Origin of the sequence: Paenibacillus provencensis (genome assembly GCF_042678545.1) — a bacterium.
Classification (GTDB): Bacteria; Bacillota; Bacilli; order Paenibacillales; family Paenibacillaceae; genus Paenibacillus; species Paenibacillus provencensis.
Genome location: NZ_JBHTKX010000004.1, coordinates 85,388 through 109,742, shown reverse-complemented (window position 1 = coordinate 109,742; position 24,355 = coordinate 85,388). Strand labels below are relative to the sequence as shown.

The 24,355-nt window shown below is 37.1% G+C and carries 23 protein-coding genes and 1 pseudogene; 21 read left to right on the top strand and 3 right to left on the bottom strand.

The features are described from left to right. Nucleotides 1–410 precede the first annotated feature (410 nt). Nucleotides 411–1,784: a sensor histidine kinase gene (locus ACFQ3J_RS21115; RefSeq protein WP_379293939.1), complete on the top strand. Its 1,374-nt coding sequence runs from the start codon at nt 411–413 to the stop codon at nt 1,782–1,784. 225 nt (nt 1,785–2,009) lie between these two features. Beyond that, nucleotides 2,010–2,603, top strand: coding sequence for a YdhK family protein (locus ACFQ3J_RS21110; RefSeq protein ID WP_090727196.1), 594 nt, complete (start codon nt 2,010–2,012; stop codon nt 2,601–2,603). Nucleotides 2,604–2,661: 58 nt separating this feature from the next. On the opposite strand, the gene ACFQ3J_RS21105 is transcribed toward ACFQ3J_RS21110, so the two are convergent. Further along, nucleotides 2,662–3,354, bottom strand: coding sequence for a response regulator transcription factor (locus ACFQ3J_RS21105; protein WP_379293936.1), 693 nt, complete (start codon nt 3,352–3,354; stop codon nt 2,662–2,664). A gap of 320 nt (nt 3,355–3,674) precedes the next feature. Between ACFQ3J_RS21105 and ACFQ3J_RS21100 the strand changes: the two genes are divergently transcribed. The 5 genes from ACFQ3J_RS21100 (at nt 3,675) to ACFQ3J_RS21080 (ending at nt 8,087) form a co-directional block, all read left to right on the top strand. Continuing rightward, nucleotides 3,675–3,875 carry a copper ion binding protein gene (locus ACFQ3J_RS21100; protein WP_090727193.1) on the top strand — a complete coding sequence of 67 codons (201 nt, stop codon included), beginning with the start codon at nt 3,675–3,677 and terminating at the stop codon, nt 3,873–3,875. A gap of 26 nt (nt 3,876–3,901) precedes the next feature. Next, nucleotides 3,902–6,328, top strand: a complete 2,427-nt coding sequence (locus ACFQ3J_RS21095) for a heavy metal translocating P-type ATPase (protein ID WP_379293934.1) — start codon at nt 3,902–3,904, stop codon at nt 6,326–6,328. 28 nt (nt 6,329–6,356) lie between these two features. Beyond that, nucleotides 6,357–6,977, top strand: coding sequence for a nitrite reductase (locus ACFQ3J_RS21090; RefSeq protein WP_379293932.1), 621 nt, complete (start codon nt 6,357–6,359; stop codon nt 6,975–6,977). 28 nt (nt 6,978–7,005) lie between these two features. Next, nucleotides 7,006–7,251: a glutaredoxin family protein gene (locus ACFQ3J_RS21085; RefSeq protein WP_379293930.1), complete on the top strand. Its 246-nt coding sequence runs from the start codon at nt 7,006–7,008 to the stop codon at nt 7,249–7,251. Nucleotides 7,252–7,580: 329 nt separating this feature from the next. Further along, nucleotides 7,581–8,087, top strand: coding sequence for an SRPBCC family protein (locus tag ACFQ3J_RS21080; RefSeq protein ID WP_379294010.1), 507 nt, complete (start codon nt 7,581–7,583; stop codon nt 8,085–8,087). A 165-nt stretch (nt 8,088–8,252) separates the two neighbouring features. Here the strand turns inward: ACFQ3J_RS21080 and ACFQ3J_RS21075 are convergent. Continuing rightward, nucleotides 8,253–8,985 (bottom strand): annotated as a pseudogene (locus ACFQ3J_RS21075) (HAD-IC family P-type ATPase); the annotation flags it as partial. 236 nt (nt 8,986–9,221) lie between these two features. Between ACFQ3J_RS21075 and ACFQ3J_RS21070 the strand changes: the two are divergent. Genes ACFQ3J_RS21070 through ACFQ3J_RS21060 form a run of 3 tightly spaced genes read left to right on the top strand, consistent with a single transcriptional unit; the run spans nt 9,222 to nt 12,987 of the window. Next, the gene (locus tag ACFQ3J_RS21070) at nt 9,222–9,980 is read left to right on the top strand and encodes a hypothetical protein (RefSeq protein WP_379293928.1); all 759 of its coding nucleotides are present in this window, start codon (nt 9,222–9,224) and stop codon (nt 9,978–9,980) included. Further along, entirely contained in the window at nt 9,981–12,059 is a 2,079-nt protein-coding gene (locus ACFQ3J_RS21065) for a hypothetical protein (protein ID WP_379293926.1), read from the top strand. Between the two features lie 4 nt (nt 12,060–12,063). Next, nucleotides 12,064–12,987, top strand: a complete 924-nt coding sequence (locus tag ACFQ3J_RS21060; RefSeq protein WP_379293924.1) for a TniB family NTP-binding protein — start codon at nt 12,064–12,066, stop codon at nt 12,985–12,987. 47 nt (nt 12,988–13,034) lie between these two features. On the opposite strand, the gene ACFQ3J_RS21055 is transcribed toward ACFQ3J_RS21060, so the two are convergent. Further along, nucleotides 13,035–13,361, bottom strand: a complete 327-nt coding sequence (locus ACFQ3J_RS21055; RefSeq protein ID WP_379293922.1) for a helix-turn-helix domain-containing protein — start codon at nt 13,359–13,361, stop codon at nt 13,035–13,037. A 121-nt stretch (nt 13,362–13,482) separates the two neighbouring features. On the opposite strand from ACFQ3J_RS21055, the gene ACFQ3J_RS21050 reads away from it, so the two are divergent. The 11 genes from ACFQ3J_RS21050 to ACFQ3J_RS21000 all read left to right on the top strand — a co-directional run bounded on the left by ACFQ3J_RS21050 (nt 13,483) and on the right by ACFQ3J_RS21000 (nt 24,271). Next, complete coding sequence (locus ACFQ3J_RS21050) at nt 13,483–13,875, top strand: hypothetical protein (protein ID WP_379293920.1); 393 nt, start codon at nt 13,483–13,485, stop codon at nt 13,873–13,875. Between the two features lie 35 nt (nt 13,876–13,910). Then, nucleotides 13,911–14,903 carry a DGQHR domain-containing protein gene (locus ACFQ3J_RS21045; RefSeq protein ID WP_379293918.1) on the top strand — a complete coding sequence of 331 codons (993 nt, stop codon included), beginning with the start codon at nt 13,911–13,913 and terminating at the stop codon, nt 14,901–14,903. A 27-nt stretch (nt 14,904–14,930) separates the two neighbouring features. Beyond that, nucleotides 14,931–16,712 (top strand): TniQ family protein, encoded by a 1,782-nt coding sequence (locus ACFQ3J_RS21040; protein WP_379293916.1) that lies wholly within the window; start codon nt 14,931–14,933, stop codon nt 16,710–16,712. A gap of 74 nt (nt 16,713–16,786) precedes the next feature. Next, the gene (locus tag ACFQ3J_RS21035; RefSeq protein ID WP_379293914.1) at nt 16,787–18,610 is read left to right on the top strand and encodes a TniQ family protein; all 1,824 of its coding nucleotides are present in this window, start codon (nt 16,787–16,789) and stop codon (nt 18,608–18,610) included. A gap of 214 nt (nt 18,611–18,824) precedes the next feature. After that, complete coding sequence (locus tag ACFQ3J_RS21030; protein WP_379293912.1) at nt 18,825–20,375, top strand: SIR2 family protein; 1,551 nt, start codon at nt 18,825–18,827, stop codon at nt 20,373–20,375. Between the two features lie 301 nt (nt 20,376–20,676). Continuing rightward, entirely contained in the window at nt 20,677–21,387 is a 711-nt protein-coding gene (locus tag ACFQ3J_RS21025; protein ID WP_379293910.1) for a hypothetical protein, read from the top strand. An 11-nt stretch (nt 21,388–21,398) separates the two neighbouring features. Continuing rightward, a complete protein-coding gene (locus tag ACFQ3J_RS21020) occupies nt 21,399–21,659 on the top strand; it encodes a hypothetical protein (RefSeq protein WP_379293908.1) in 261 nt (86 codons plus the stop codon). A 25-nt stretch (nt 21,660–21,684) separates the two neighbouring features. Then, nucleotides 21,685–21,912: a hypothetical protein gene (locus tag ACFQ3J_RS21015; protein WP_379293906.1), complete on the top strand. Its 228-nt coding sequence runs from the start codon at nt 21,685–21,687 to the stop codon at nt 21,910–21,912. 793 nt (nt 21,913–22,705) lie between these two features. Next, on the top strand, nt 22,706–23,047 hold the full coding sequence (locus tag ACFQ3J_RS21010; protein ID WP_379293904.1) for a hypothetical protein: 342 nt from the start codon (nt 22,706–22,708) through the stop codon (nt 23,045–23,047). A gap of 413 nt (nt 23,048–23,460) precedes the next feature. Next, complete coding sequence (locus ACFQ3J_RS21005; RefSeq protein WP_379293902.1) at nt 23,461–23,952, top strand: hypothetical protein; 492 nt, start codon at nt 23,461–23,463, stop codon at nt 23,950–23,952. Continuing rightward, the gene (locus ACFQ3J_RS21000; protein WP_379293900.1) at nt 23,945–24,271 is read left to right on the top strand and encodes a helix-turn-helix domain-containing protein; all 327 of its coding nucleotides are present in this window, start codon (nt 23,945–23,947) and stop codon (nt 24,269–24,271) included. Before ACFQ3J_RS21005 ends, ACFQ3J_RS21000 begins: the two co-directional genes overlap by 8 nt. Nucleotides 24,272–24,355 lie beyond the last annotated feature (84 nt).

Here is a 24,355-nt window from a genome sequence, read left to right as displayed (position 1 = left end):
TAATTACTATTTACAATTAATCCTCGATACATACTCAAGGACTTGAATGTAAATTAACCAAAAATGTGCAGAATATGTGGAGATAACGAGTGAAAATAAAAAATCTATTTTCTAAAAGCTAATTTAATCAATGATTAGTTCGAAGTATAAATATCACTTTGAAAAGCTAACTATAGCCAGAACTAAGAACTTTAAATCGGTAAGTCATGGCTTATGCACAAAATATTCAAAGTTCAGGCGTATAATAATAATAAACAATCTTATGCTTATGGTGGATAAACGTTTGGGTTTTAAGGAGATCATGGGTTTCGAAATTACAATAGAATTTTGAAAAACATTACTACTTGAAATATTTGATAAATAATTTAAGTCATATATCTGGAAAAATTAATAGAACGGTGGTCATCAAAATGAATCGAATAGCTTTTAAATTAGGAATTATTATCGTATCTCTGCTGTTAGTGGTTCTGCTTTCCTTGGGGTATGTCGTTGATAAAATCTTTTCGAATATGTATTATCAAAAAGCACAACAAGATGTGGCCGAAATGTCATCCCATTTTGTCGAAATGGTACATTCTAGTAAGAGCATACCTACAGATTTGATATCCACTATGGTAGAATTTTCGAAGGTGGAGATCTTTGTTTTAGATAGGCAAGGAGAATTATTAGGTAAATCAAATAAGGCCTCTAATCATCATGTGAATTTCATTACCGCAACTGAAATCAATAGATTGCTTAACGGAGAATCATTTATGATAAACTATAGTGCTAAGAATGGAGAATCTTACCTAATCTCTGGTAAACCATTGTTGGATATTGAGGGTGGAGTTCTTGTGATTTCTTCACTTGATATCGTTAATGCCTCTATATTGGAGGTAAGACAGCTCTTATGTTTAACTGGATTGATCGGTTTTATCATAGCGGTGGGTGTTTCATTTTTTTTATCAAGAAAGATGTCTGGACCTTTGGTTCAAATGGAGAAAGCTACTAGAAAAATAGCTGCTGGTCATCTTGATAGTAGAGTAGAAGTGAGTACTAAGGATGAAATTGGCTCATTAGCAGCTGCAATAAATGATCTTGCAAAAGACCTGCAACGATATCAAGATACACGTACTGAGTTTTTTGCTAATATCTCACACGAACTTAAAACGCCAATTATGTACCTTGAAGGTTATGCAAACGTAATATCAAAGGGACTTTATGAGACTGAAGAAGATATGAAAAAATACTTAGACATCATATCACAGGAAGCTAAACGGCTTAATCGCTTGATTATTGATTTATTTGATTTATCCAAGATGGAAGAAGGTAAATTGACACTATATAAAGATGCGGTATGTATCAATAAAATTATAGAACAAGTTGTCAATAAAGTGTCTATGAGAGCGGAGAACAAAGGGATAACAATTAAAAATCATATCGACTCAACGTTTATAGTTAGTGGGGATTCTGGTCGACTTGAACAAATCTTTTTGAACTTATTGGATAACTCCATTCGGTATACGAAGGAGGGCTCTATAGAAGTATCAGCACAGCAAGTTAATAATAATATGGTATGTATTTCGGTTACAGATACGGGATCAGGGATTTCAAAAGAAGAACTCCCCTTCTTATTTGAAAGATTTTACCGGGTCGAGAAATCAAGGTCGAGAGAACATGGAGGAAGTGGTCTAGGACTTGCCATAACGAAAATGTTGGTTGAGTTACACAATGGATCTATTCTTGTATCTAGTGAAGTAGAGAAAGGAACAAGATTTGAAGTGTATTTAGAAAAGGAATATTAGAGAAGAGCACTTTGCTAGTGCTCTTTTCTTAATTTTTCAGAAGCAAATTCTTATTTCAAAATAACTCTTTTATGTATATTACGTACACCTTCCAGGAAATATTTAAAATGACTTTGGAATTTGTTTAATTAAAAATGTGTCGTCTGTAAGGTTTTATGTCTAACTGCTCCATATTTTCTGCAAATTTAGTGGTTATAGTGAGGGTAAATAAAGGAGGAATTAATTATGTTCAAAAACAAAAAATTGATGATCGGTATTATTACACTAATCACAGCGCTCATGCTTTCTGCGTGCGGTGGCGCTAATGATGAAAATCAAAATGGAAATACGGACATGAATCAAGGTACAGAAGAAAATACAGGAATGGATCACTCTGAGATGAACCATTCGACTTCAGGTGAAGTACCAGAGTATCTAAAGGAAGCAGAAAATCCTAAGTATCCTGTCGGTACTAAAGCAATTATTAAAGAAGGGCATATGGAGGGAATGAAAGGCGCTGAAGCAACTATTGTTGGTGCTTATGATACTACAGCCTATGCGATTTCTTATACCCCGACTACAGGTGGAGAACCCGTAGAAAATCATAAATGGGTAATTCATGAAGAACTAATTGATGCAGGTGAAGAACCATTAGCGCCTGGGGCTGAAGTGCAAACAGAGGCATCTCACATGGAAGGTATGGAGGGTGCAACTGTAAAAATTGACTCTGCTGAAAGAACAACGGTGTATATGATTGATTTTACCCCAACTACAGGTAGCGAAGAAGTTAAGAATCATAAATGGGTAACAGAAAATGAGTTAGCACCAGCTGCTGAGTGATTTGTCTTAAACAAAAGCAGAAGAGAGCATCTTACAAGCCTTCTTCTGCTTTTATTTTCTATGATTTATTTTTATCACTTGTCCATTTATACCCTACCCCCCACACAGTGTGTAAATAATCATCAGCAGGAAAATCTGCATCTCGAAGTTTTTTTCGTATATTTCGAACGTGAGAATCAATGGTACGATCATCAATAAAAACATCATATCCCCAAATCTTACTGATTAGATGTTCTCTTGAGAAAACTCTGTTTTGATTATTGAGGAAGAGATCGACCATATAGAACTCTTTGGGGGTTAATTCAATCTTTATATTCTTATAAAGGGCTTCAAACGAATCTTTTATTAAGGATAATCCTTTAAAGGATAACTCATTTATTTCTTCTTCAGTCTTTCCCCTTCGAAGTACGGCTTCTATCCTTGCGACCAATTCAGTATCATCAAATGGTTTCATTACATAATCGTCAGCACCGATATTTAAACCCTTTACAATATCAGATTTTTCACTGCGTGCGGTAAGCATAATGATTGGAATACTCGAAGTTTTTCTGATTTTTTCGCATGCTTCCCAACCATTCATATCTGGCATCATTATATCTAATAAAATTATGTCTACTTGATTTGATTCCAAATAAATCAACGCATCTACAGCTGAGTTTACTTTGATACATTTATACCCTAGGGGGGTAAGATAAAGAGACAATAGATCAAGCATTCTCTGTTCATCGTCTATTATTAATACTGTAATCATGATTCTATTTACTCCTCGTGTTTTGTATTGAAATAGATGTTTAAATAACGAAGTATCTTTTATGTTATAGGATGATCTAATGATACAACTTCAAGCCTTAAAATCAACAGATACCTAGTTTTGTAAAATTCAAACTTTTTGTCTTGACATACCCCCTGGGGGTATAGTAAATTGAAACAGAAGTGATTTATGAAATATAGGGCCCATTCAACAAGGCCCTTTAAAAAGGGGTTTTATATACGGTGGGGGGGTATATAAACTCATTTAATTTTATCTATAGGGAAACACTATAAAAAATGATACTGAAGGGAGAATTTTAAATGAAAAATATGACTTTGCAAGTTGAGGGAATGAGCTGTCAGCATTGTGTGAACTCCATCGAAGGTGCACTGAAAAGTATAGGGGTATCTGGAAAGGTGGATTTGAACAGCAATGCTGTGGAGATAACCTATAACGAAGACAAGATAACATTAGATCAAATTAAAGAAACCATTGAAGAACAAGGATATGATGTTATGTGAATTTTAATGGACGGAGAGTGAGTACATTGGAAACAAGTTCAACTCCAATAAAACAAACAACTTTGCGGGTGAGCGGCATGACTTGTGCCGCCTGCGCAAATCGCATTGAAAAAGGATTGAGCAAACTTGATGGTGTGACTACAGCAAACGTCAACTTTGCTTTGGAAAAAGCAAGTGTTAATTATGATCCTACTAAAATAAGTATTGAGAATTTTGAGCAAACCATCCGTAAGTTGGGTTACGAAACGGTAAGCGAAGTCGCTCAATTTCAGCTTGAGGGTATGACCTGTGCTGCATGTGCCAACCGGATAGAGAAAGGTCTAGGAAAGTTGCCCGGCGTAACGAATGCAACCGTCAATTTTGCTTTAGAATCGGCACGGGTTGAGTATTCTCCTGATGAAATATCAGTTTCTGATATGCAAAACAAAGTCAACCAGCTAGGCTACAAAGCCATCTTAAAGAATGAAAACGAATCTGCTGAAGATCACCGGGAAAAAGAAACTAAGCGCCAGAAACAACGGTTACTCATCTCAGCAATCCTATCATTGCCGTTGTTGTGGAGTATGGTTGCCCATTTCTCCTTTACATCCTGGATTTACATGCCGGACATCTTTATGAATCCGTGGTTTCAATTGATACTTGCAACACCAGTGCAATTTTATATAGGGTGGCACTTTTACGTTGGCGCCTATAAAGCTCTTCGTAACGGCAGTGCGAATATGGATGTACTAATCTCGCTAGGTACTTCTGCAGCTTATTTTTACAGTTTATATTTAACAATGGTTTGGTACTTAAGCGGCAGAGATATGCATCATGGTCCTTCTTTGTATTTTGAGACAAGTGCGGTTCTCATTACATTGGTTGTCATGGGTAAATTGTTTGAAGCCCAAGCTAAAGGACGTACCTCAGAAGCTATTAAATCATTGATGGGACTTCAGGCAAAGACAGCTTTAGTTATTCGTGATGGCCAGGAATTAACAATGCCAGTAGACGAGGTTTTGGTTGGTGATATCATCCTTGTACGTCCTGGTAACAAAGTGCCTGTAGATGGTGAAGTCATTGAAGGAGAATCTTCAATAGATGAATCCATGTTGACGGGAGAAAGCATACCTGTCGAAAAGAAACCCGGCGATGCGGTAATTGGAGCAACGATTAACAAAAACGGTATGCTTCGGGTTCGAGCAACGAAAGTTGGCAAAGAAACTGCATTAGCTCAGATCGTGAAAGTCGTAGAGGAAGCCCAAGGTTCGAAAGCTCCTATTCAACGAATTGCCGACAAGATCTCGGGCATTTTCGTCCCAATCGTTGTTGGTATCGCAGTGTTGGCCTTCTTAATTTGGTACTTCTTTATAACTCCAAGTGATTTTGCCGGATCTTTAGAAAAGGCAATTGCGATTCTTGTTATTGCATGTCCTTGCGCACTTGGCCTGGCGACTCCGACATCTATTATGGCAGGATCCGGACGGGCAGCTGAATTCGGTATTCTATTCAAAGGTGGCGAACACCTAGAACAAACTCATAAAATTGACACCATCATTCTTGATAAAACGGGGACTGTCACTAAAGGGAAGCCAGAACTTACAGATGTAATAACAAATATAGATAAAGTGAAGTTTCTAAGACTTGTTGGTGCCGCTGAAAAAAATTCAGAGCACCCGCTTGCAGAAGCAATTGTTGCAGGTATTCAAGATCGAAATATTGAGATTCCAGCAACCGAAGCGTTTGAGGCTATTCCCGGTTTTGGCATCAAGGCTTCCGTAGAAGGAAAGAATGTCCTGATCGGAACACGTAGGCTGATGGATAAATACAGCGTGGGCGCGAAAGAAGCCTTTGAAAACATGGCGACCTTGGAGGAGTCTGGAAAAACTGCAATGCTAGTTGCAATTGATGGTCAGTATGCCGGAATGGTGGCAGTAGCGGATACTATCAAAGAGACATCAAAAGCTGCGGTTAGCCGATTGAAGGATATGGGAATTCAGGTCATTATGATCACTGGGGATAATGAACGAACTGCGAAAGCGATTGCCGCTGAAGTCGGCATCGACCATGTTCGTGCGGAAGTACTTCCAGAAGGTAAAGCAGAGGAAGTAAAAAAACTTCAAACAGAAGGTAAAAAGGTTGCTATGGTGGGGGATGGAATTAACGATGCTCCGGCACTCGCTACAGCTGATATCGGAATGGCAATCGGCACTGGCACAGATGTTGCTATGGAAGCTGCGGACGTTACGTTAATGCGTGGGGATCTGTCTAGCATTCCGGACGCTATATATATGAGTCGTAAGACAATGAGCAACATCAAACAAAATCTTTTCTGGGCTCTTGGTTACAATACCCTTGGGATTCCGATCGCAGCTATCGGTTTGTTGGCACCTTGGGTAGCAGGTGCAGCTATGGCACTGAGTTCAGTTTCCGTTGTTCTAAATGCTTTACGATTACAACGTGTGAAACTCTAGCATTAATGATCTACATGGGGGATTAGTTATGGGAGAAAACATTAAAATTGCTGTCAATCCGCCAATACAAATTGGCGGAAGCCTCTTCACTCCAGAGCAGTTAGTAAAGATCGGTGCTTTGGCAGATAGTCAAACAAAATTAGAAATGACACCATTCAAGCAGCTTTACATGGAAGTGCCGGTCAATCAGAGAGACAGAATTACAAAAGAGCTAAGGGAAGCTGGATTAGAAGTTTATCCGTCTGGATTTGTGGTGAAAAGTCTAATTGCTTGCAATTTTTGCAAAGGAGCAGAAGATGCCGGTTTAGATACAGCACTAAGGTTAAATGAAGCGGTAGCTGGAATTGAAACACCAACACCAATAAAAATTGGTTATGCAGGTTGCGGACTCGGAACAAGTGAGCCATTGTTAAAAGATATTAGTGTAGTCAAGATGAAGAGTGCATTCGATATTTATATCGGTGGTGAACCGAAGGGACTAAAAGCTTCCATTGCAACTAAGTTACTAACTGGACTAGCGGCAGAGCAGCTCGTTCCGGTTATTAAGGCCATTATTCATTATTACATTGCTAATGCCAAAGGAAAAGAAAAGTTCAGTAAGTTTGTCAATCGGGTCTCGCTTGATGAGCTAAAGAGTTTAGCTGGATAATCAACACAAAGAAGAAGGAGGAGATGAGATGAGTAGAGATTTTGTTAAGATTTATACGATTCCAACTTGTAGTGATTGCAATTATGCTAAACGATTTTTCAATGAACATCAGGTGTCCTTTACTGAATATAACTGCGAAGAAAATGCCACGTATGCAGAAGAGGTTCGGAAACTAACGGGGAAGCAGATAGTACCAACTATAGTTATAGATGATAGAGTATTCGTGGGGTTTGCTGAGAATCTTACTGAAATAAGTGATCGGCTGCATAAGTAATTCCCTTCTAAATAGAAGTTGTTTTAAATGGAATGAAAGCAGATCACAGTAAGGGGAAAAATCCATGCACCGTACACAGTGTCCTCTCTATCAACAGAATAAATTTAACTCATCATTAAAGAGCAGCAGGTCAGATCATCATGATATGCTGCTTTTCTTCTATTAAGCTACGAGCAGACGAACGGCCTTTTTAACTTTTTACTCGGTTTTTTCGTAATAAGCATCCACATCATGATCATAACTTTTATTGGAAATAAAGAAAGCTATTTCATAAACCTTATATGAATGCTACTATATATTTGAAAAAATTTACAGAAGGGGCGATTTTTCTGACAACCAATACAAATGATAAAACTCTTATTAAAGAGGTAAGCATTAATGCACCATTAAACTTAGTATGGTATGCTTGGACAATTTCTGAAAGAGTTTCTGAATGGTTTGCACCTGAAACTGTAATAGAGGCTAAGGAAGGTGGTACATACGAACTATACTTCATACCTGGAGATAGAACAGGTATGAATACGATAGGGTGTAAGATCACTAAGTTTATCCCTGAACAAAAGTTGAATTTTACTTGGAAGGGTCCAGACCAGTTTAAAGATCTAATGAACAATGAAGATACGCTAACAACTGTCGAAGTTAGTTTTGAATCGGTTAATGAAAATTCTACAAAAGTAATTGTTGAACATAAAGGTTTTAAAGATAATGAGGACTGGATTGAAGCATTTAACTGGCACAAAATGGCTTGGACAGGTGTTCTTGAAAGTTTGAAATCCACTCTAGAAAAAGGCGAGGGCAATTTGTGTTGTAAACCCTTGAATAATAATGTCTCGTAAATAATCTTAAACAAACTATCGGGAAAAGTTAATTGCATAATACAAAAAGCAGCTGGTCAATGTGATCGGCTGCTTTTTTGTTACAACGGGCAGGTTAGTTTAATAAAGAAAGGTACACACCGCAGATAACTAAACAAATCTTGTATTAATCTGATAATAATGCTATCAATTTGTATCTGGAAGTAATAAAGAATCCCCGAACTGAGAAGTGGGGATTCTTTTTATTACAATATCAATTTTAACCTTTAATAATCGCATAATATTTAAAATCACAATTATCGCTGCGCCGGTATCGCTAATTACGGCTATCCAAAGGAGTAAACAGATCGGGGTATATACTAAGGCAGCAGCCTTAATGATTAGTGAAAACCATATATTTTGCTTGATAATACGAATCGCCTTAAGGCTAAGGTTAACCGTATGAGGGAGTTTTTCTAAATTATCAGCCATTAATACAATATCAGCCGTCTCCATTGCAGTATCAGTTCCAGCTCCACCCATGGCGATACCTAGATCAGCTGTTGCAAGAGCAGGAGCATCATTTATGTCTCCGACCATTGCTACTAAGTGACCTCGTTTTGAAGCTGTTTAATAGCAGAGACTTTATTCTCAGGCAACAGTTCGGCAAAGAATCGGGTTACTCGAGAAATAATTTGAGGTTCCCCACATAATATTCCTGATCACCTATTTTAGCTAATACACCTTTACCTACTAGGTTTCTAAACTTATCGCCTTGTAGTGGGGAGAGTCCTTGTTCTTTGACGTACTCAACAACAGCTTTAGCTATCGGATGCATGGAATATTCTTCTAACGTATAAGCGAGGGGCAATAACTCTTCCTCTGTTGCTTCCGTTGTAATTACTTGTGGTACCTTTGGCTTTCCTTCAGTCAATGTACCCAATTACGAAAGTCCTAAGTAAATCTGAGAAAATGAAACAACGGACTATGAAGAGGAAAGGAATTATATTAGTGGTAATACTGATGATATATGTACTGAATCGGTAATGTTCTCTGTTTGTATAAGTGGAACTAGAATATAGCAATTCCAAAATAGAAGAGTCTATAATTCCAATTTATTTTGTGATATTATTTCGTATTAAGTAAGGTTTCTATCATCTTTAGGTGAGGTGAGTTATGAATTGGAATGACACCGACTGGAGCGAGATAGATCGATTGTATTATCCTAAACGAAAAGTAGATAATACCATGAGTCGTTACTTTGGTTTCAATATCGGCTCCATACGAAGTCAGAAAATGAGTAAAACAATAGAGTATGAATCTCTAACCGAATGTTTGTTTTACTATTTCCTCGAACTTGACCCCAAAACCATTCGTTATTATGTCCAGCCTGTTAATGTTCCTGTGTCAGTTATAAAGGATCAGGAATTGAGAGTGTACAACCATGTCCCAGATGTCTTGGTGTATCGTACTGGGCATCCCCCTATGTTATTCCAAGTTAAAGCAAAAGATCTTCAAGATGGAGATAAGAATTATGCCTCATTTCTTAGACACAATCTATCTTGCGAAGAATATGCAAGGTCGGAGCAATGGAACTACTCTATCATTTATCCAAGATCTACTGATAATATAGTGATCTCCAATGTAAAAAATATTATTCGCTATAAAAAGAAGAGAAAACACTTTTCAGAGCTAATTCCACAACTTTTGTACAAAATCCCCTATTTCGAAAATTGTACGATAGATAGACTTGCTAGTAGTTTTGAGAGTATTTGTGAGCGGAAATATATTATTCCCCACATTTATCATCTAATAGCCGAAGCTCAGATTTGGGTTAACCTTTTTGAACCTGTTCACGTCCACAGTGAGATTAGAATTGGAAACTCATATGTAATGTTAGAGGAAACCATGCTTTCTGAAGAAGGGAGTATCTAAATGAGACGTTCAGCGCTTAGGTTCAATGATGAATTCGAACTTTATGGAAGAAGATACGTTGTAATTGAATTAAATTTTCCAAATGTGATCATCCAGCCAGTCGTTGGTGAATTAATAACCGAAGAGGTGAATTACTACCATTTAACCCAGGATAGTGGATTTAAACTTATGAAGAAACAAGCTACAGTTCGTTCGGGAAATAAGGATTTTTTGAGCAGTTCTCAATTTAATGGTTTTCTAGACTCCCTATCAGATAGCAAAAGAGAGAAGATTGATCGCAAGTATGAAATGATCCAGCCTATACTACTACTTGAGCGAGCAAAGACGGGTGACAAGAGGGCGATCACTAGATTTCAAGACAAGTATAGAGCGGAATACTTGGACAGTGAAGAGAAGAACGCAAAATCGATGACCCAGAAACAGCTTATCCAACTAATTGCTAATAAGTTTGATGTATCAACCCGCACTATAGAAAGGGACTTGAGAAAATACAGAAGAGAAGAACAGTTTAACGATTTGGGTATACATGGTCTCGTTTCCGAAAAACTGAAAAATCCATATAATCGGAAAGACATGATAACCATTGAGATTTGTCATCCTCGAAAGAAGGAAAAGGTGCTATGTACTATTCGAACCTATTTGGAAAAAGAATATGTACCGATTTTAAAAGAAGTAATTGAACAAAATTATCTAAATAAAAAACAAGCAAGCAATGCTGAAATTGAGGATATTCTTAAAGTTAGATGTTCGAGAGCTGGGCTGCCGCCACTTGGTTATAACACCGTTTATGCTATGTTGAAACGTTTAGATGAAGAAATGGTTTTGCGAATGCGTAATGGAACTGTTGCATCAGAAGTCTACGATTCTGTCTCAGGTCAGTTTTCTAATTCTGAAGCTAATTCATCGCTTCACATGGTTCAAATCGATCATACCGAACTGGATATATTGGTCGTTGATGAAACTACACTGGAGGTCATTGGACGCCCATGGCTGACGTTAGGAATTGATGTATACAGCCGTTGTGTATGGTGTATGCATATCTCGTTTGATAGCCCCTCGGCAAACAAAGTACGAAAAGCAATAGAGCACGGTGTATTGAAAAAAAGAGTGAAAGATAAATATGGAACGATTCATGAGTGGGAAGTCTTTGGTGTACCAGACATCATTTACTTTGACAACGGTAAAGAATTTAATAATCGGGAAATCAAATACTTAATTGATAATACTCTTGAATCCCAGGTCATGTATAGGCCGGTGGCAACTCCGCGTTGGGGAGGAACTATTGAACGATTGTTCGGAACAGTGAATACTAAATTAATTCATCGGTTGGCGGGAACAACGAAAAATAGTGTGGAGGCTAAAGGAGATTATGATTCAGAGGCTGAGGCTATCTACACGTTGGAAGACGTTACTGAATTATTAACTCGATATATTACGGATATTTATCATCATGATATCCACTCATCGCTTCCATTTGATTGTCCTACACCTTATTTGCAATACCAAAGGGGGCTTAATATTGGGGGCCAAAATGATTACATTGACGATGAGGATGAAGAGGCATTCCATATTTCACTATTACCAACAAAGGACCTTGCCTTCACTAGGCTAGGAGTACGTTTGGATAATGTATATTACAATGACATTGAATCAGGAAAAGGGATTCAGATTAATGGGCCTAAATACAAAGTGAAATATGATATTGATGATATATCACATATCTATGTATTAGATCATTTATCAACTGAATATACAAAGGTACGTGCGGTGAATCCTTCATATGGTTTTCTGAAAGGAATGAGGAAAAAAACATATAAATTGTTATTGAAAATTTCTCGTGAAAAGACAAAATTATTAGGAGTTATTCCAAACGAAGCTGATCTCCTTCAGTCTAAAGATAAATTATTGAATCGAACGGTTGAAATGCAGAAAACGAATAAGGGCAGAAGGAAGATAGTAAATCTAGGTTTAGAGCAATTCAATGAAAAATCAAAACCCGGGAAAAAAACATTCTCGAATGGTGATAATGAGTTACTTCGTCTTGTAGAAGAGTTGAATCATCGACTTGGTGAGAGGTGATCCTATGGACAAAAACAAATACATTGAATTTCAAGATCGAGTGATTAATTTATATATCGATCATCCGGAAGTTAAACAAATATGGAAATCACTTGACTCGAAAAGAATGTGGAGAAGTAGGGGGATTGATAACGACAATTCACCTAATCATATGTTTCTAATGGGTAAATCGAGAGTGGGGAAAACTCAAGCCGTTAAGCGATATGCTAAGCAAAATAAGATAACATTTTATTATGATGAGGAAGGTTCACAAGTAGATATTATACCTGTCGTTTATGCGGAGATACCGGATCGATTCACCCCAAAGGAGTTCTATAACAACATTATTGAGGGGCTTGGAGCAATTAAATTATATGGGAGAGTTGAAGTTGGTCAGCTCAAAGACAGGGCACTTTACCTATTGAAGAAACACCGAACCGAAATGCTCATATTGGATGAACTAAATTACCTGCTGCCTTACGCTAATAAAACAAGAGCACAGGCGATGGAACTCGTAAAGGGGCTTGCAAATAAATCAGGAGTTTGTTTAATTTGCGTAGGTACTCCAGAAATTGAAGACTTAAGGACAATGAATGAGCAATTTATAGGTCGTTATCCACCACGGACAATACCAAGATTTGAACAATGTGACGATAGTTTTATCTCATTACTAAATAAAATCGAGTTAGAATTAGGTCTAGAAAAGCCGTTAGGTTTGGCAGATACCACTCTAGGATATCCTCTGATTTTACACAAGCTTTCACTTGGATTCATTGGTTGGCTAGTGCCTATTTTACAGAATGCATTTGAGATAATAGGGGTATTCGAGCCTGATTTTGATGATTTCAATATATTAAACGGGTTAAACGGAAACGTTCTAATTGAAGCTCAGAGGAACGTTGTAGGAGATATTACAAACCACGACATACAAAAGATAATACGAGCTTAGGCTAATTAAATCAGTGAATAATCGCCAATCTTATGGCGATTATTTTTTTATCCTTTTTCAAGAATATATATTTCGGTAGCAATGTTATGTAATGCTTTCTTACCTGCGGGGCTGAGTTGACGTTGCAGTCGGATCAATGCGGAGGTGGCTTCATCATCTGGATTAGTCATTGTACCAAATAGCAGATAATCCGTGCTCACATCAAGAGCAAGCGACATTTTAATAAGTAAATCAATACTCGGTAAACCTCGTCCGCTTTCAATTCGTTTAATATTTTCGTCTGATGTTTGGAGAGCCTGAGCAAAATGACCTCGGTTGCGGAATTTGCTCTTTCTAAGCTCTTGAATCCTATTCCCGGTATCTTTGAATTCCATTAAATTCACCTCATGCCCAATAATAGACAATGTAAACTAAAACAAATAGGGTATACAAAGTAACTGGAAAATGGGTATAATAAATATCGAAAAGTCATCAAAAATAAAGGAGAATTATCTCATGAGTAGTCACAACAAGGTGAATCTGCTTGTTTTGATCGACGAATGCCATAGTCGGAAAGTACTCAGGATTGATAGATATATACTATATCAAAATTGTCTCTTTATACTGGTTACAGATGAGGAAGCATTTGAATTATTGCGGTTAGAGTGCAGTCAGGAAGTCAATGAATTAGTTAGTTTATCTGTGGAAGAGGCAGCAAAGATCACCTCTATGAACGGTATAAATCAAGACATTGTTCATACTCAAGCAAGATATAAAACTGTTGGTTTGTTATATACAGAAGAAATAAGCGAAGAAGGTTTAAAATCTTATCATTTTAAGACTTCTCATAAAGATGACGAGATTGATTTAGCCTCATTTCTTCTTCATATTGGTGACTTCAATAGTTAGATCTGGAAAAAACAACAAGGAGCTTGATGACAACCATGAATTCCAGTTTAGTGAAGCAAGTCGTTATTGAAAATGTTCTTGTATGTAAGATGCGCGGCAAAATAGCTTATCAAAGTTCATTTTCAGCACATGATGCGATGTCCCTAACCTATGTTAAGTCGTATGATGATCCTTCAGGTAAGGGATACCAACGTCCGGTCGATATTCGAAGATGCAACGAGTTTTCCTTGTATCTATCCAAGGGTGATGATGCATTGTTCACGCCCTTGTTATTAAATGCAGCTTCGAATTGGGAATTTGTCGCTTATGACAAGCAGCGTCCTTCATTCGGCCGATTAATTTGTAAGGCTAAAGCCTCTCTAATGGATGGACAGCATAGGTTAGGTGGAATTAAGCGATATATACAAGAAACAAACTCTGAGCTTAATGTTCCTTTTGTAGCTTTTCATTACTTGGATGAGGATGAGGAAATCCAGCTGTTCAACATTATTAATACCAAGGCCAAGGGCATAGGTCCATCATTGAGTAAATATCTAACTAGGCAGTCTGATGACATTAGTTGGATTGCGACAGAGCTGATCGTAAGAGGGGAAAGTCCTTTTTATCATATTGGCAGTATTGTCGGCAAACGAAATAAAGGAAGACATATTACTTTGCAAAACCTGTATCGAACCATCACCTATCTGACGAAAAAAAACATGACGTCTAGACTTGCAAAAGAAGCAAAGCTTCACCTAGCTCTAATGTATTACAACACAATTAAAGAAACATTTTATCCCCAGTGGATTGATTACAAGGGGCAGCGTCTAACTCACATCGTTTGTTTGGATGCATTGTCCATCGCAGGGGCCGAGTTAATGGAAAGTTGTATTAGTGACGAAGGAAAAGTGGACTACAAAATGATAACCAAAAAGGTTAACAATTTAAAAGATGTAGATTGGTCCAATGATGGTCCCTTGAAATACATCAAAGGGATCTCGGGTTCCAAAGCTCTCGCAGTGGATTTAGTGGAGCAAATGCACCTTTGAGAACCCTGTGAGGTTAGGAGGTACCCCTTGACTACAGAAATCTTACCTAGTTTGTCTGTGAAAGTCACGCCTCGAGAGGAAGAATCTTTGAGTAGTTTTATAATACGTGCAGCACGTAGTAACGGGGCAAGTATTCATTGGTTTATGAATAATTACAGGAGCAGTAACTCAGATCTTATAAAGATATCTGATATTTCACGTTTGGATTTTTATCCTTTCAATGTTCTTGATATTGGGTTGATTGAAAAACATCTTTGTCTGGAGAAAGGCTCGCTACGCCAATTGAGCTTTCGAAATATATTGATGAAATTCAAGGGTGAAGGACGGCCAGAAAATAGCCGATTTATGAAAGGCATGATTCGTAAAAATTTGCACTATTGTCCTGCGTGTTTAAGTGAGGGTGACTACTATTCTTTACTGTGGAGAGTAGAAACCATTAATTTCTGTTTTAAACACCGTATTCAATTGAAATCTATATGCGAATCCTGCCAGAGATCAATAAATTATAGTTCTATTGGCCAAATTGGCTATTGTCCATACTGTAAAAGTAAAATGGCCAGTCCGTGTGGAACCTCAGAGGATATTGATTTAATTGAATTATCAGAAGAGTCACGTAAACGTGATATTTTAAAGGAACTACTATCAAATAAGTTATACAATTTGGACAGTAAAGATGTAGCGATGAGAATCCTTTATGTATTATCAAAAAAAGGACTATCAGATAAGACTTATGAACAAATCGGAATTCGGAAAAGTTACTTATTACAGTTTGCACGTGACAGCATGAAATATAAACGATCTATCCATTTAAACACAATTATCCGTTTCTTATGTGAGGTTAGACTTTCTTTCGCGGAATTTATACGGATTGATGTACCTCAGAAGTTCAAAGAACTTATTCTAAATGGCAATGAATTACGAAACAGTACCAGATACCTTTGTCAAGCTCCTTGGTGCAATTCTTATCTGCAAGCTGGTTCTCTGCAATTTACAGGTACCAATGTAAAGCATAAGGGAGAACAAAGATTAAAAAGTTACATGTGTTGTTATGAATGTGGTTGTGAGTACGCAATTCATGAAGAAGCATTGATAGAGCGTTCATACTTTATAAAGGGATATCTTCAACTTGAGGACAAGGATATATCCAACCTTTCAAAGAGAGAGATCGCATCTATCACGGGCTTATCCATAAAGCAAAGTCTGAGGATTTCGGCTTATTTAACCGGTAGAGGATTAATCAGTGCTAGCAGATATAAATATGATGAAGAACTTGTTTCTGGTTTCGTAAGTGCACTGAAAGCTGGAGAAAGAATATCAAACATTGTAAAGTGGCCTTGTTGGGAGAATGAAGAGCATTACTCAGTTTACAGGTATCATACTCGTGTCATACAAGCGCTAATAATGAAAAAGAATAACCAACCTCACCGTAAGTACAAAAAGGATATTAAGCATAAATTGGCTGAAATTTGTAAACAGTTCATGCAGAGTGATGTGAAGATTACTAATCGTGAAATATCTGAAGCCTTAGGAATTACTGTAGAAACCCTGAAAAAGTGGGGACTTCATGAATATATTAAGGAGATGAAATATACACAAAAGATGCTTCAACGTAGAAAAAAGATTGAGGTATGGATGAAGCGAATAGAAGCGTTTTTCCATGAAGAATGGGAAATTGATATGGAAATGAGAGTGATTTATGAACGTCTAAATCTTAGTCAGAGTTATCTTTGTGGTTATGCTCCAGAAGTGAATACTTTCATAAGGGAAAAAAGAATAGAGTTATCGCATGATGGAAGAACTTGTATATAATGGACTGGTAGAGTTCATTATATACAAGTTTTTTTGCTGTACGTCATTTATTTAGTTAAGAGAGGTGACCCTTTATGGATGGTACATTAACCATTAAAACACGACCTTACGAGGGGGAATCATTGACAGCATTCTTAATGCGAACTGCAGTAAGAAACAAAATTCCATACCTTACGTTTCTCGATATTGCCGATATCAAAAGAAGTAAGGGTTTTCATTTAGATTATAATCCGAAATTTGTAACAGATTTAAATAAATTGAGTCAGTTACTTGGGATAGATAGAAAAGAATTTAAAAGTTGTTCATTTGGCCCTATTACTGAATTGTTTTTGGATGAAGAACAACAATTATCACACTCCTACTTGGATTTCTATTATCAAATGTTAGATACATCATATCGCCGATTTTGTCCTTTGTGCTTGAAAGAAAAAAATGCGTATATGCTTTTCTGGCAGATTAGTGATATCAAAGTTTGTTTGAATCATGGAATTGAATTGACCAGTAAGTGCCCCTCTTGTCAACAGGATCAGCCATATCTTAGCCCATCTTTAATAGAAAGAGAATGTTACTTATGCAAAGAAAAGCTCTCGAAATGTAATCATATCAACTTAAAAAGTATCGTTTTATCAAGTGAACAATCAAGATTATATGATCTCTGGGGTAGTTTGCTAAATAACGAGTTCAAACCTAAATTGAATAAGAGTATTTCCAAAAGCGAAGATATTGCACTAATGCTCTTATACTTCTGTTCAGATAACCAGGAAAGGTATGTATCTACAGATGTGAAGTTTTTAACACCTAGTGGTAAGTGGAGATTATCGTCATTTATGAAAGGAGAAAAAGAGTATAAACCAACTTTGCATTTAATAATGAACGTTATAAATAAATCAGGGTTAGAATTTTCTGATTTATTTGAAAATGAAGTACCAATAAGGTTCATTTCCTCAGTAAAACAACTCAATCAACATAAGCATTGGCATTCGGAAATACCAATTTGTCAATCTCCTTGGTGTAATTCTTATAACACAAGTAACACTATGGTACGAGCAAAACCTCTTTCATGGGAAACCGAAAAATATTTTAAAGTTTCTATGTGTACTAGTTGTTATGTGAAATATGGGCGAAAACCAAACGAGGAATATTGTGAAATCGGTGAATCTTACATATGGGCCTGGAATAACATATTGACTATATTCAAAGAGGGGTATTCGGAGATGAAGATAATGAATATTCTTAATTTTTCTAAGTTGAAGGTTGTGAAATATAGTGTTTATTTTTCTGTTCAAGGCCTTCTTGATAAAGTCGACAATATTCCGATAAATCCTGTTCGCGTTCCAGTCGATTATTTTAAAAAAACACGCTGTAGAAACGTAGTACCTCTAATGCAAGCTTATGGATGGGGGATGAGAGAATACTTTTACTATCTTTATAATAAGGAAGTACAGATGTATCTTTATGCCAATCATGGGTTGATTAGAAACGATAGAAAAAATAATCGTGAAAATAAGTATAAAGATCAATTACCTGACAGGGAAACTTTGATGAATTTAGCAAAGGGATATATAGAGGAAAAGAATAGAGTTGGTGAAGTCATATCCGAGTATCGGTTATACCGAAATATGAATACTTATCGAAGAACTTTATTAAAGTACCATCCTGAAGTGGTTGAATATGTTTTGAAAGAAAAGGCAGCACAAAAATTAAATAAGTTCCGTTCCATTGAAGATGAGCGAATTAAACGTATCAAAGAAGCATTTGAAATTATAACAACCCATGGAGAATATCCGTCCATGGTACGTGTTATTGAAGCTAGTGAGGTGTCTAAAAAGTACATTCAAACACATCCAAGGGTTAAAGAAGTATTCTTAGAATTGAGGAGGAAATATACTGAGGGTTGAGATAGACGTTATAGAAATTTGTTCTATTATACATGCTATCACTATTTCAACTTCAAGGGACTTTTGCTGTCACGAGTGTAGCAAGTATCAACGCATGAGTGTAAATACGTAAAAATCCATGTGTTTAATTTATCTGTTCCTTGGATCTAGTTAATGATAGACTCAATGTAAGTGAAATTATTACCAATTAACTATACAAGGAATGGTGATTACCATGAATATAGGTCAATTCATCTCTAACTTTACTAATCATCCAGTACTCTTTGTTGGCACAGGAATGAGTCTGAGATACTTAGAAAATTCCTACACCTGGGATGGTTTGCTGTCAAATATCTCCAGAATTATTAAAGGATCAGACGAATTTTATTATGATATTAAATCAAGACACGAAAGTAACGGAATTTTCGATTACCCTAACATTGCCAAGGAGTTAGAAACAGTTTTCAATAAAAACTTGATGGATGATAGAGATGGAGCCCTGAAGGAAATAAATGATCAATTTTATGAGAATATGAAAAGTTCAATCAATATAAGTCGATTTAAATTGTACATCTCCAAACTTTTAAAGGAATATCAAATTAGGGAATGCCTACTGGAAGAAATAAACGAGTTAAAAAAAGTACGTAAGAATATTGGTTCAGTAATTACAACTAATTATGATAGTTTCATTGAAGATGTATTTGAATTCAAACCTTTGATCGGGAACGATATATTATTAAGTAATCCATACGGTTCAGTATATAAAATACATGGTTGTGTTGATGATTCAGGTAAAATAATTATCACTAAAGACGACTATAGTATTTTTGAGGAAAAATACGAGTTGATTCGAGCACAGCTCTTATCGTTGTTTATTCATAATCCTATTATTTTTATAGGCTATAATATTGGCGATAACAATATTAAGAGTATTTTAAAAACAATCTTCACGTATATTAATCCCAACACCCCAGAAGCTGAAAAAATAAGACAAAACTTCTTACTTGTTGAATATGAAAGAGATTCACAGAATACAGAAGTTGTTGCCCATGATATCGACATGGATGGTTTTGCTACTCTCCGTATAAATAAAATAAAAACTGATAATTTTTTAGAGATTTATAAGCATCTCGCTAATCTGAATTTACCTATCTCGGCTATGGATATCCGTAAGGTTCAATCAGTAGTGAAAGAGATTTACTCAGGAGGGAATATTGAAGTTACCATCACAGAGGATATAGATAAACTAAGAAATGGAGAGAAGATATTAGCCATTGGATCATTCAGAACAATTAAGTACGAGTTCCAAACAACATCGGAACTTATGGAAAACTATTTTAGTATAATTGATGAATCAAACCATCAGTTATTAGCTTTAATAGACAAACATAAAATACAAAGTTCTCAACACTTCCCCATATTCGGATTTAATCTAATTCAAACATCCTTGGAATCTGCTGAAGGATTAAAAAATAATCAAAAAAAGAAAATTCAAAACATAATAGAAAACACCGTAGACTTTGCAGTAGAACATCAATCCATACATAGCATCTTAGAGGATGAGAACATACCGCAAACCAAAAAATTATCGGCAATTATCTTAGGAATTATATATGATAGGATTGATCTTAGTGGCGTTGAAGATTACCTAAGAGATTATCCAGACAATAAAAAGACAACGAATTATAGAAAGCTGCTTTGTGTTTATGATTACAAAAAATATGCAAGACAGAATGAGTTATTAGAATCGGTAAGTATAAGTGCAAATCAAGAATTAACCGTTTAGTTATTGAAGTCAAATACAAACGTTCACGTAATAACGCTAGATGATCTTTAAAATGAGTTTTCATTCGTTGTTGAGACGTTGGATTCTTCAACTTTAGATTAAGGTACAAAAAACGACATTATAAAATAAAGAAACCGACAGAAATTATGTGAAATTTCTAGGCTGAGCACATTATTTTACCGACAAAATAAAATAAAAGTTACAAGAATGGTGGCAGAACAGGCAGAAGGCGTATGGCAATACAACACCTTTCATTATCACGAACCATAAGAGCATGGAACGTGGGCTTGAGGAGATGCTGATGCGTTACATTCATACAGATTATCAGCGGTTTCAGATGCCAGTGTATTGTAATCACATCGATCCAGAAACTGGGGAGAGCATTCCTGGCGGAATGATGCCGAGACAATGCACGGTAGATTTTAAGATTGTCCCTGTACAACAAGAAGCACGGCAGATGGTACTTAGAAGTCTTGGACTAGGTGGTCGGCAAAAGATGCCAGATCACATCGGATTTGTGATTGATATCGGCTTCAGCTATGACGAGATCCGAAGAATCAATACCTATCAATCATATCAATTTAAATATATGCGGCTTGCGTATCCATTAGTTGAGGAGCATATCACCACGGAAGAGAGTATTCGATTTCTTGAAGAGAATGGCTTCCCTATGAGACGTTCGCGCTGCTATTTGTGTCCATTTCATTGTTCTAGTGAGCGAGAGATCGGGATGGACTGGGAAGAGATTATAGAGACCGAACCATTTTCTTTCTTGAAGGCTTGTTATTTTGACAACAAACTTCGAGAGGTTCAGAGCTCTGGGAAAAAGATCATGCGAGGCATACCCTACCTTCATTACAGCAGACGACCACTGACAGAGGTGTTTCCGGAATACGTTGAGCTGCAGAAGCAATATAGACAAGAGTTTGACGTGTGGTTGAACGAATGGATGGAATTTATTCTCGCCAAGTATGTGCTAGGAGCTTCTACACAATACCAAATAACAGCTTAAAGGAGCTAATTATGACAGAACTTATGAATAAATTAGACGCACTTCAGGTTATTGAGCAGCTGCATGAAGTATATACGGGTGAGATTACATATGACTACTCTGATCCGGAAGCTCACTACTTCCGGTGGCAGTACTCGGATGAGCTACATGGACCGCTTGATTCGAAAGCTGTGATTCGAGTAGAGTATGAGATGGAGCGCAGTGTGTATGTGCAAAAAGAACATGATTCTATGTTTGAGTGGATTATGTTCCTTTCCGAGCTGAAGAATTAAAGAAATTTGAAGGGAGGTGTGTAAGATGCTATCTATAAAAGGTAAAATTATTTTGGCAGCTATTGCTGTGTTATTTGCAATTTATCCAGCATTCACCATGATTTTGGTAAATAGCTTTAATGCAACTTCGAATAATTACTTTTTGACAACGATGGTTGTAAATTTCGTAGATCCAACATTAGTTGCGATAAGCGCGAGTCTATCCGGACTTGCTATTCTAGTTCTGGTTTTCAAGCATTTAAAGGATTACTAATACATTAACGTTACATAGCCGATAAAGTAGGCGCCTAAACTTGGAATAAAACCTCCGGATTTAGGCGCTCTACTTTTCTGTATAGCAAGTCAAAGGCTCATTAAATCAAAATTGCAAAAAGTTAAGAAGGGCGGGTTGCATTAATTCTTGTGCCCGTTAAATTGTTAGTGTTACAATGTAAACTATATCAAGTATCTCTTGCTTACCCGAAGATTATATTTTTAGGTAAAGCAAGTCTCTAGTAAAGGAATCACTGCGGAGCCGGCAAGCGAGCAGTGATTCTTTTTTATTTGGTCTTGTTTTTAAGCTCGGTCCATCGCTTAGCTATTTCGAGTAATCCTATGGTTATGCCGATCAAAACGAATGATATAGCAGCGATGATACCAATCGGTTTGTAGTCAATGTAAGTAAGTAGGTCTGGAAGTATCTCTAGGATGTAGGAATTAAAAACAAGTTCAAATATCATTTATATACTATCGCCCCTTATGGTTCTTCCAAGGGAAGCAAGAGATACTTCATACAGTTTTGAAGACAATATTTATTTGGTCCATTACAATGTTATCCCAATATATTGTTGAGCGTAAACACCCCAAAATAATAACGCATTTGCGATTATAGCAAATCACAGGGTATGCCGCAAAGGAAAAGAATTGTCTTTATGAATTGTTTTTCTTTTACCTCTATGTCGTTCATAGGTGCTTCTCTAGCAAACCCTAAAATCAAATTTTTTCCTATAAGTAACAGTTTAACACTAGAAATATTTCCAGTCAGCAGAAAAAAAGAGGCAAACAGGATGAATTGGGCTGATGCTAGCAGCTCTAATGTGGCCAAGAACGCCACCCAAGAGCTGCTACGCACCGCTGTCGGGTTACTCCAGCCGATAACGAGAGCGCCTAAGCCGGGGGAAAAGCATCCCGGCCAAGGCGCTCTACGTTCCTGTCTGTCGCTTAACACCGCGCCACGGAGCCAAAACAATATAAAGGAACATGGTAAAGGAGAGAACCGGCAACCGCCGGTTCTTTTTGTTGGACTTCGTTTTTACGCCTTTTGCCTTCCGCATGGTAACAAGGGCAAAGCGACTAACCTTCCAGGAGGCCGAGCCTCCGGCTGCGCCCCTCCGCCTCCTGGAAGCTAAGTCGCTGAGCGCCATGTTCAAGGGGCCTAAAACTTTTTTCTTCATCTAATAAAGCTGCAGATGAAAAAACTTTTAGGCTGGGACCCTTGATCATGCCGCTATGCCCCTTGTTCCCAAGCTACGCGTCAAAAGGCGAAAAAACGCCCTTTCGGGACCCGATCCCATGCGGCAGGCAAAAGGGTGCCAGCAAAATCATCATAAGGAGCGGATCTAATGACAATCAGCAAAAGAGTGTAACAGCATCTCGATTTGATAATCCGCAAGAGGAAGAAGTTATCTACGGTTACTGTGATAATTGTCAGACTGAAAATGCCATCGATGGAAAGCAGTTCAGCTAAACAACAAATAAAAGTACAGAACAGGGAGGAGGATGATATAAGGTTATCTTTACACCTTATATCAGATCTGATATAATGAGAACGAAGATTGAATTCCTAAAAGATCCAAAAGACGGAAAAAGGCAAGTATTTGATTTAATTAGTGAACTTAGAGATAAAGCCGAAACTCATTCGGGCATGCACCAAATGGTTTTGTTAATTATGAGAGGTCTTGAATTTCTTCAGCACCATGGATATCCGCATGCGGAGGATTTCTTTTTTACGGATACATTAGAGAATGGTGACCCGTACACGATTCGCTTGATTAAAACGCTGTCGAAGGAGCCACTGATTGAGTTTAGAATTAACTACCGAGAAGTTGGTGCGTTCCGCATTGTATTCTTTGTCCATTACATAAAAAACGTACAGATTTTGGTCATGGCTAAGGCGGTGATCAAACAGTCAACGTATTCAAAAGAATTTAATCAGATTGTAAGAGATACCTCAGCTATCTACTCAAAATTTGTTCAAGATCCGGAACATTTCATAAACATAAATAGTATAGAAGGGATTGAACAGAATGAATAAAGAATATAACTTAGATAACCTAGGTAAGGATTTTGAAGCGCTGAAAAAGTCAGTAAGGGAACTCCCGGGAGCCCGGGAGTACCTGGACAGCTTTTCGGTTAAGATCGGAAACTTGGTTCTCGCCAGAAGAATTCAGTTAAGAATCAGCCAAACGAAATTAGCTGAAATGGCCAATACGACCCAAGCTCGAATTTCTAAAATTGAGGCCGGTCAGAACGTGAACACGGAAGTATTGAATCAGGTCTTCCAAGCTCTGAAGCTAAATAATGTTCACCTTATTTATAGTGATGAAGAACAATCAGCGACTGCTGAATGTTAGAAGTAGGCGTATTGCGCGTAATGGCAATACGCTTTTTTGCGCCTAATGGATACCTCGCCTGTCGGCGAGCTTTCGGATTATATG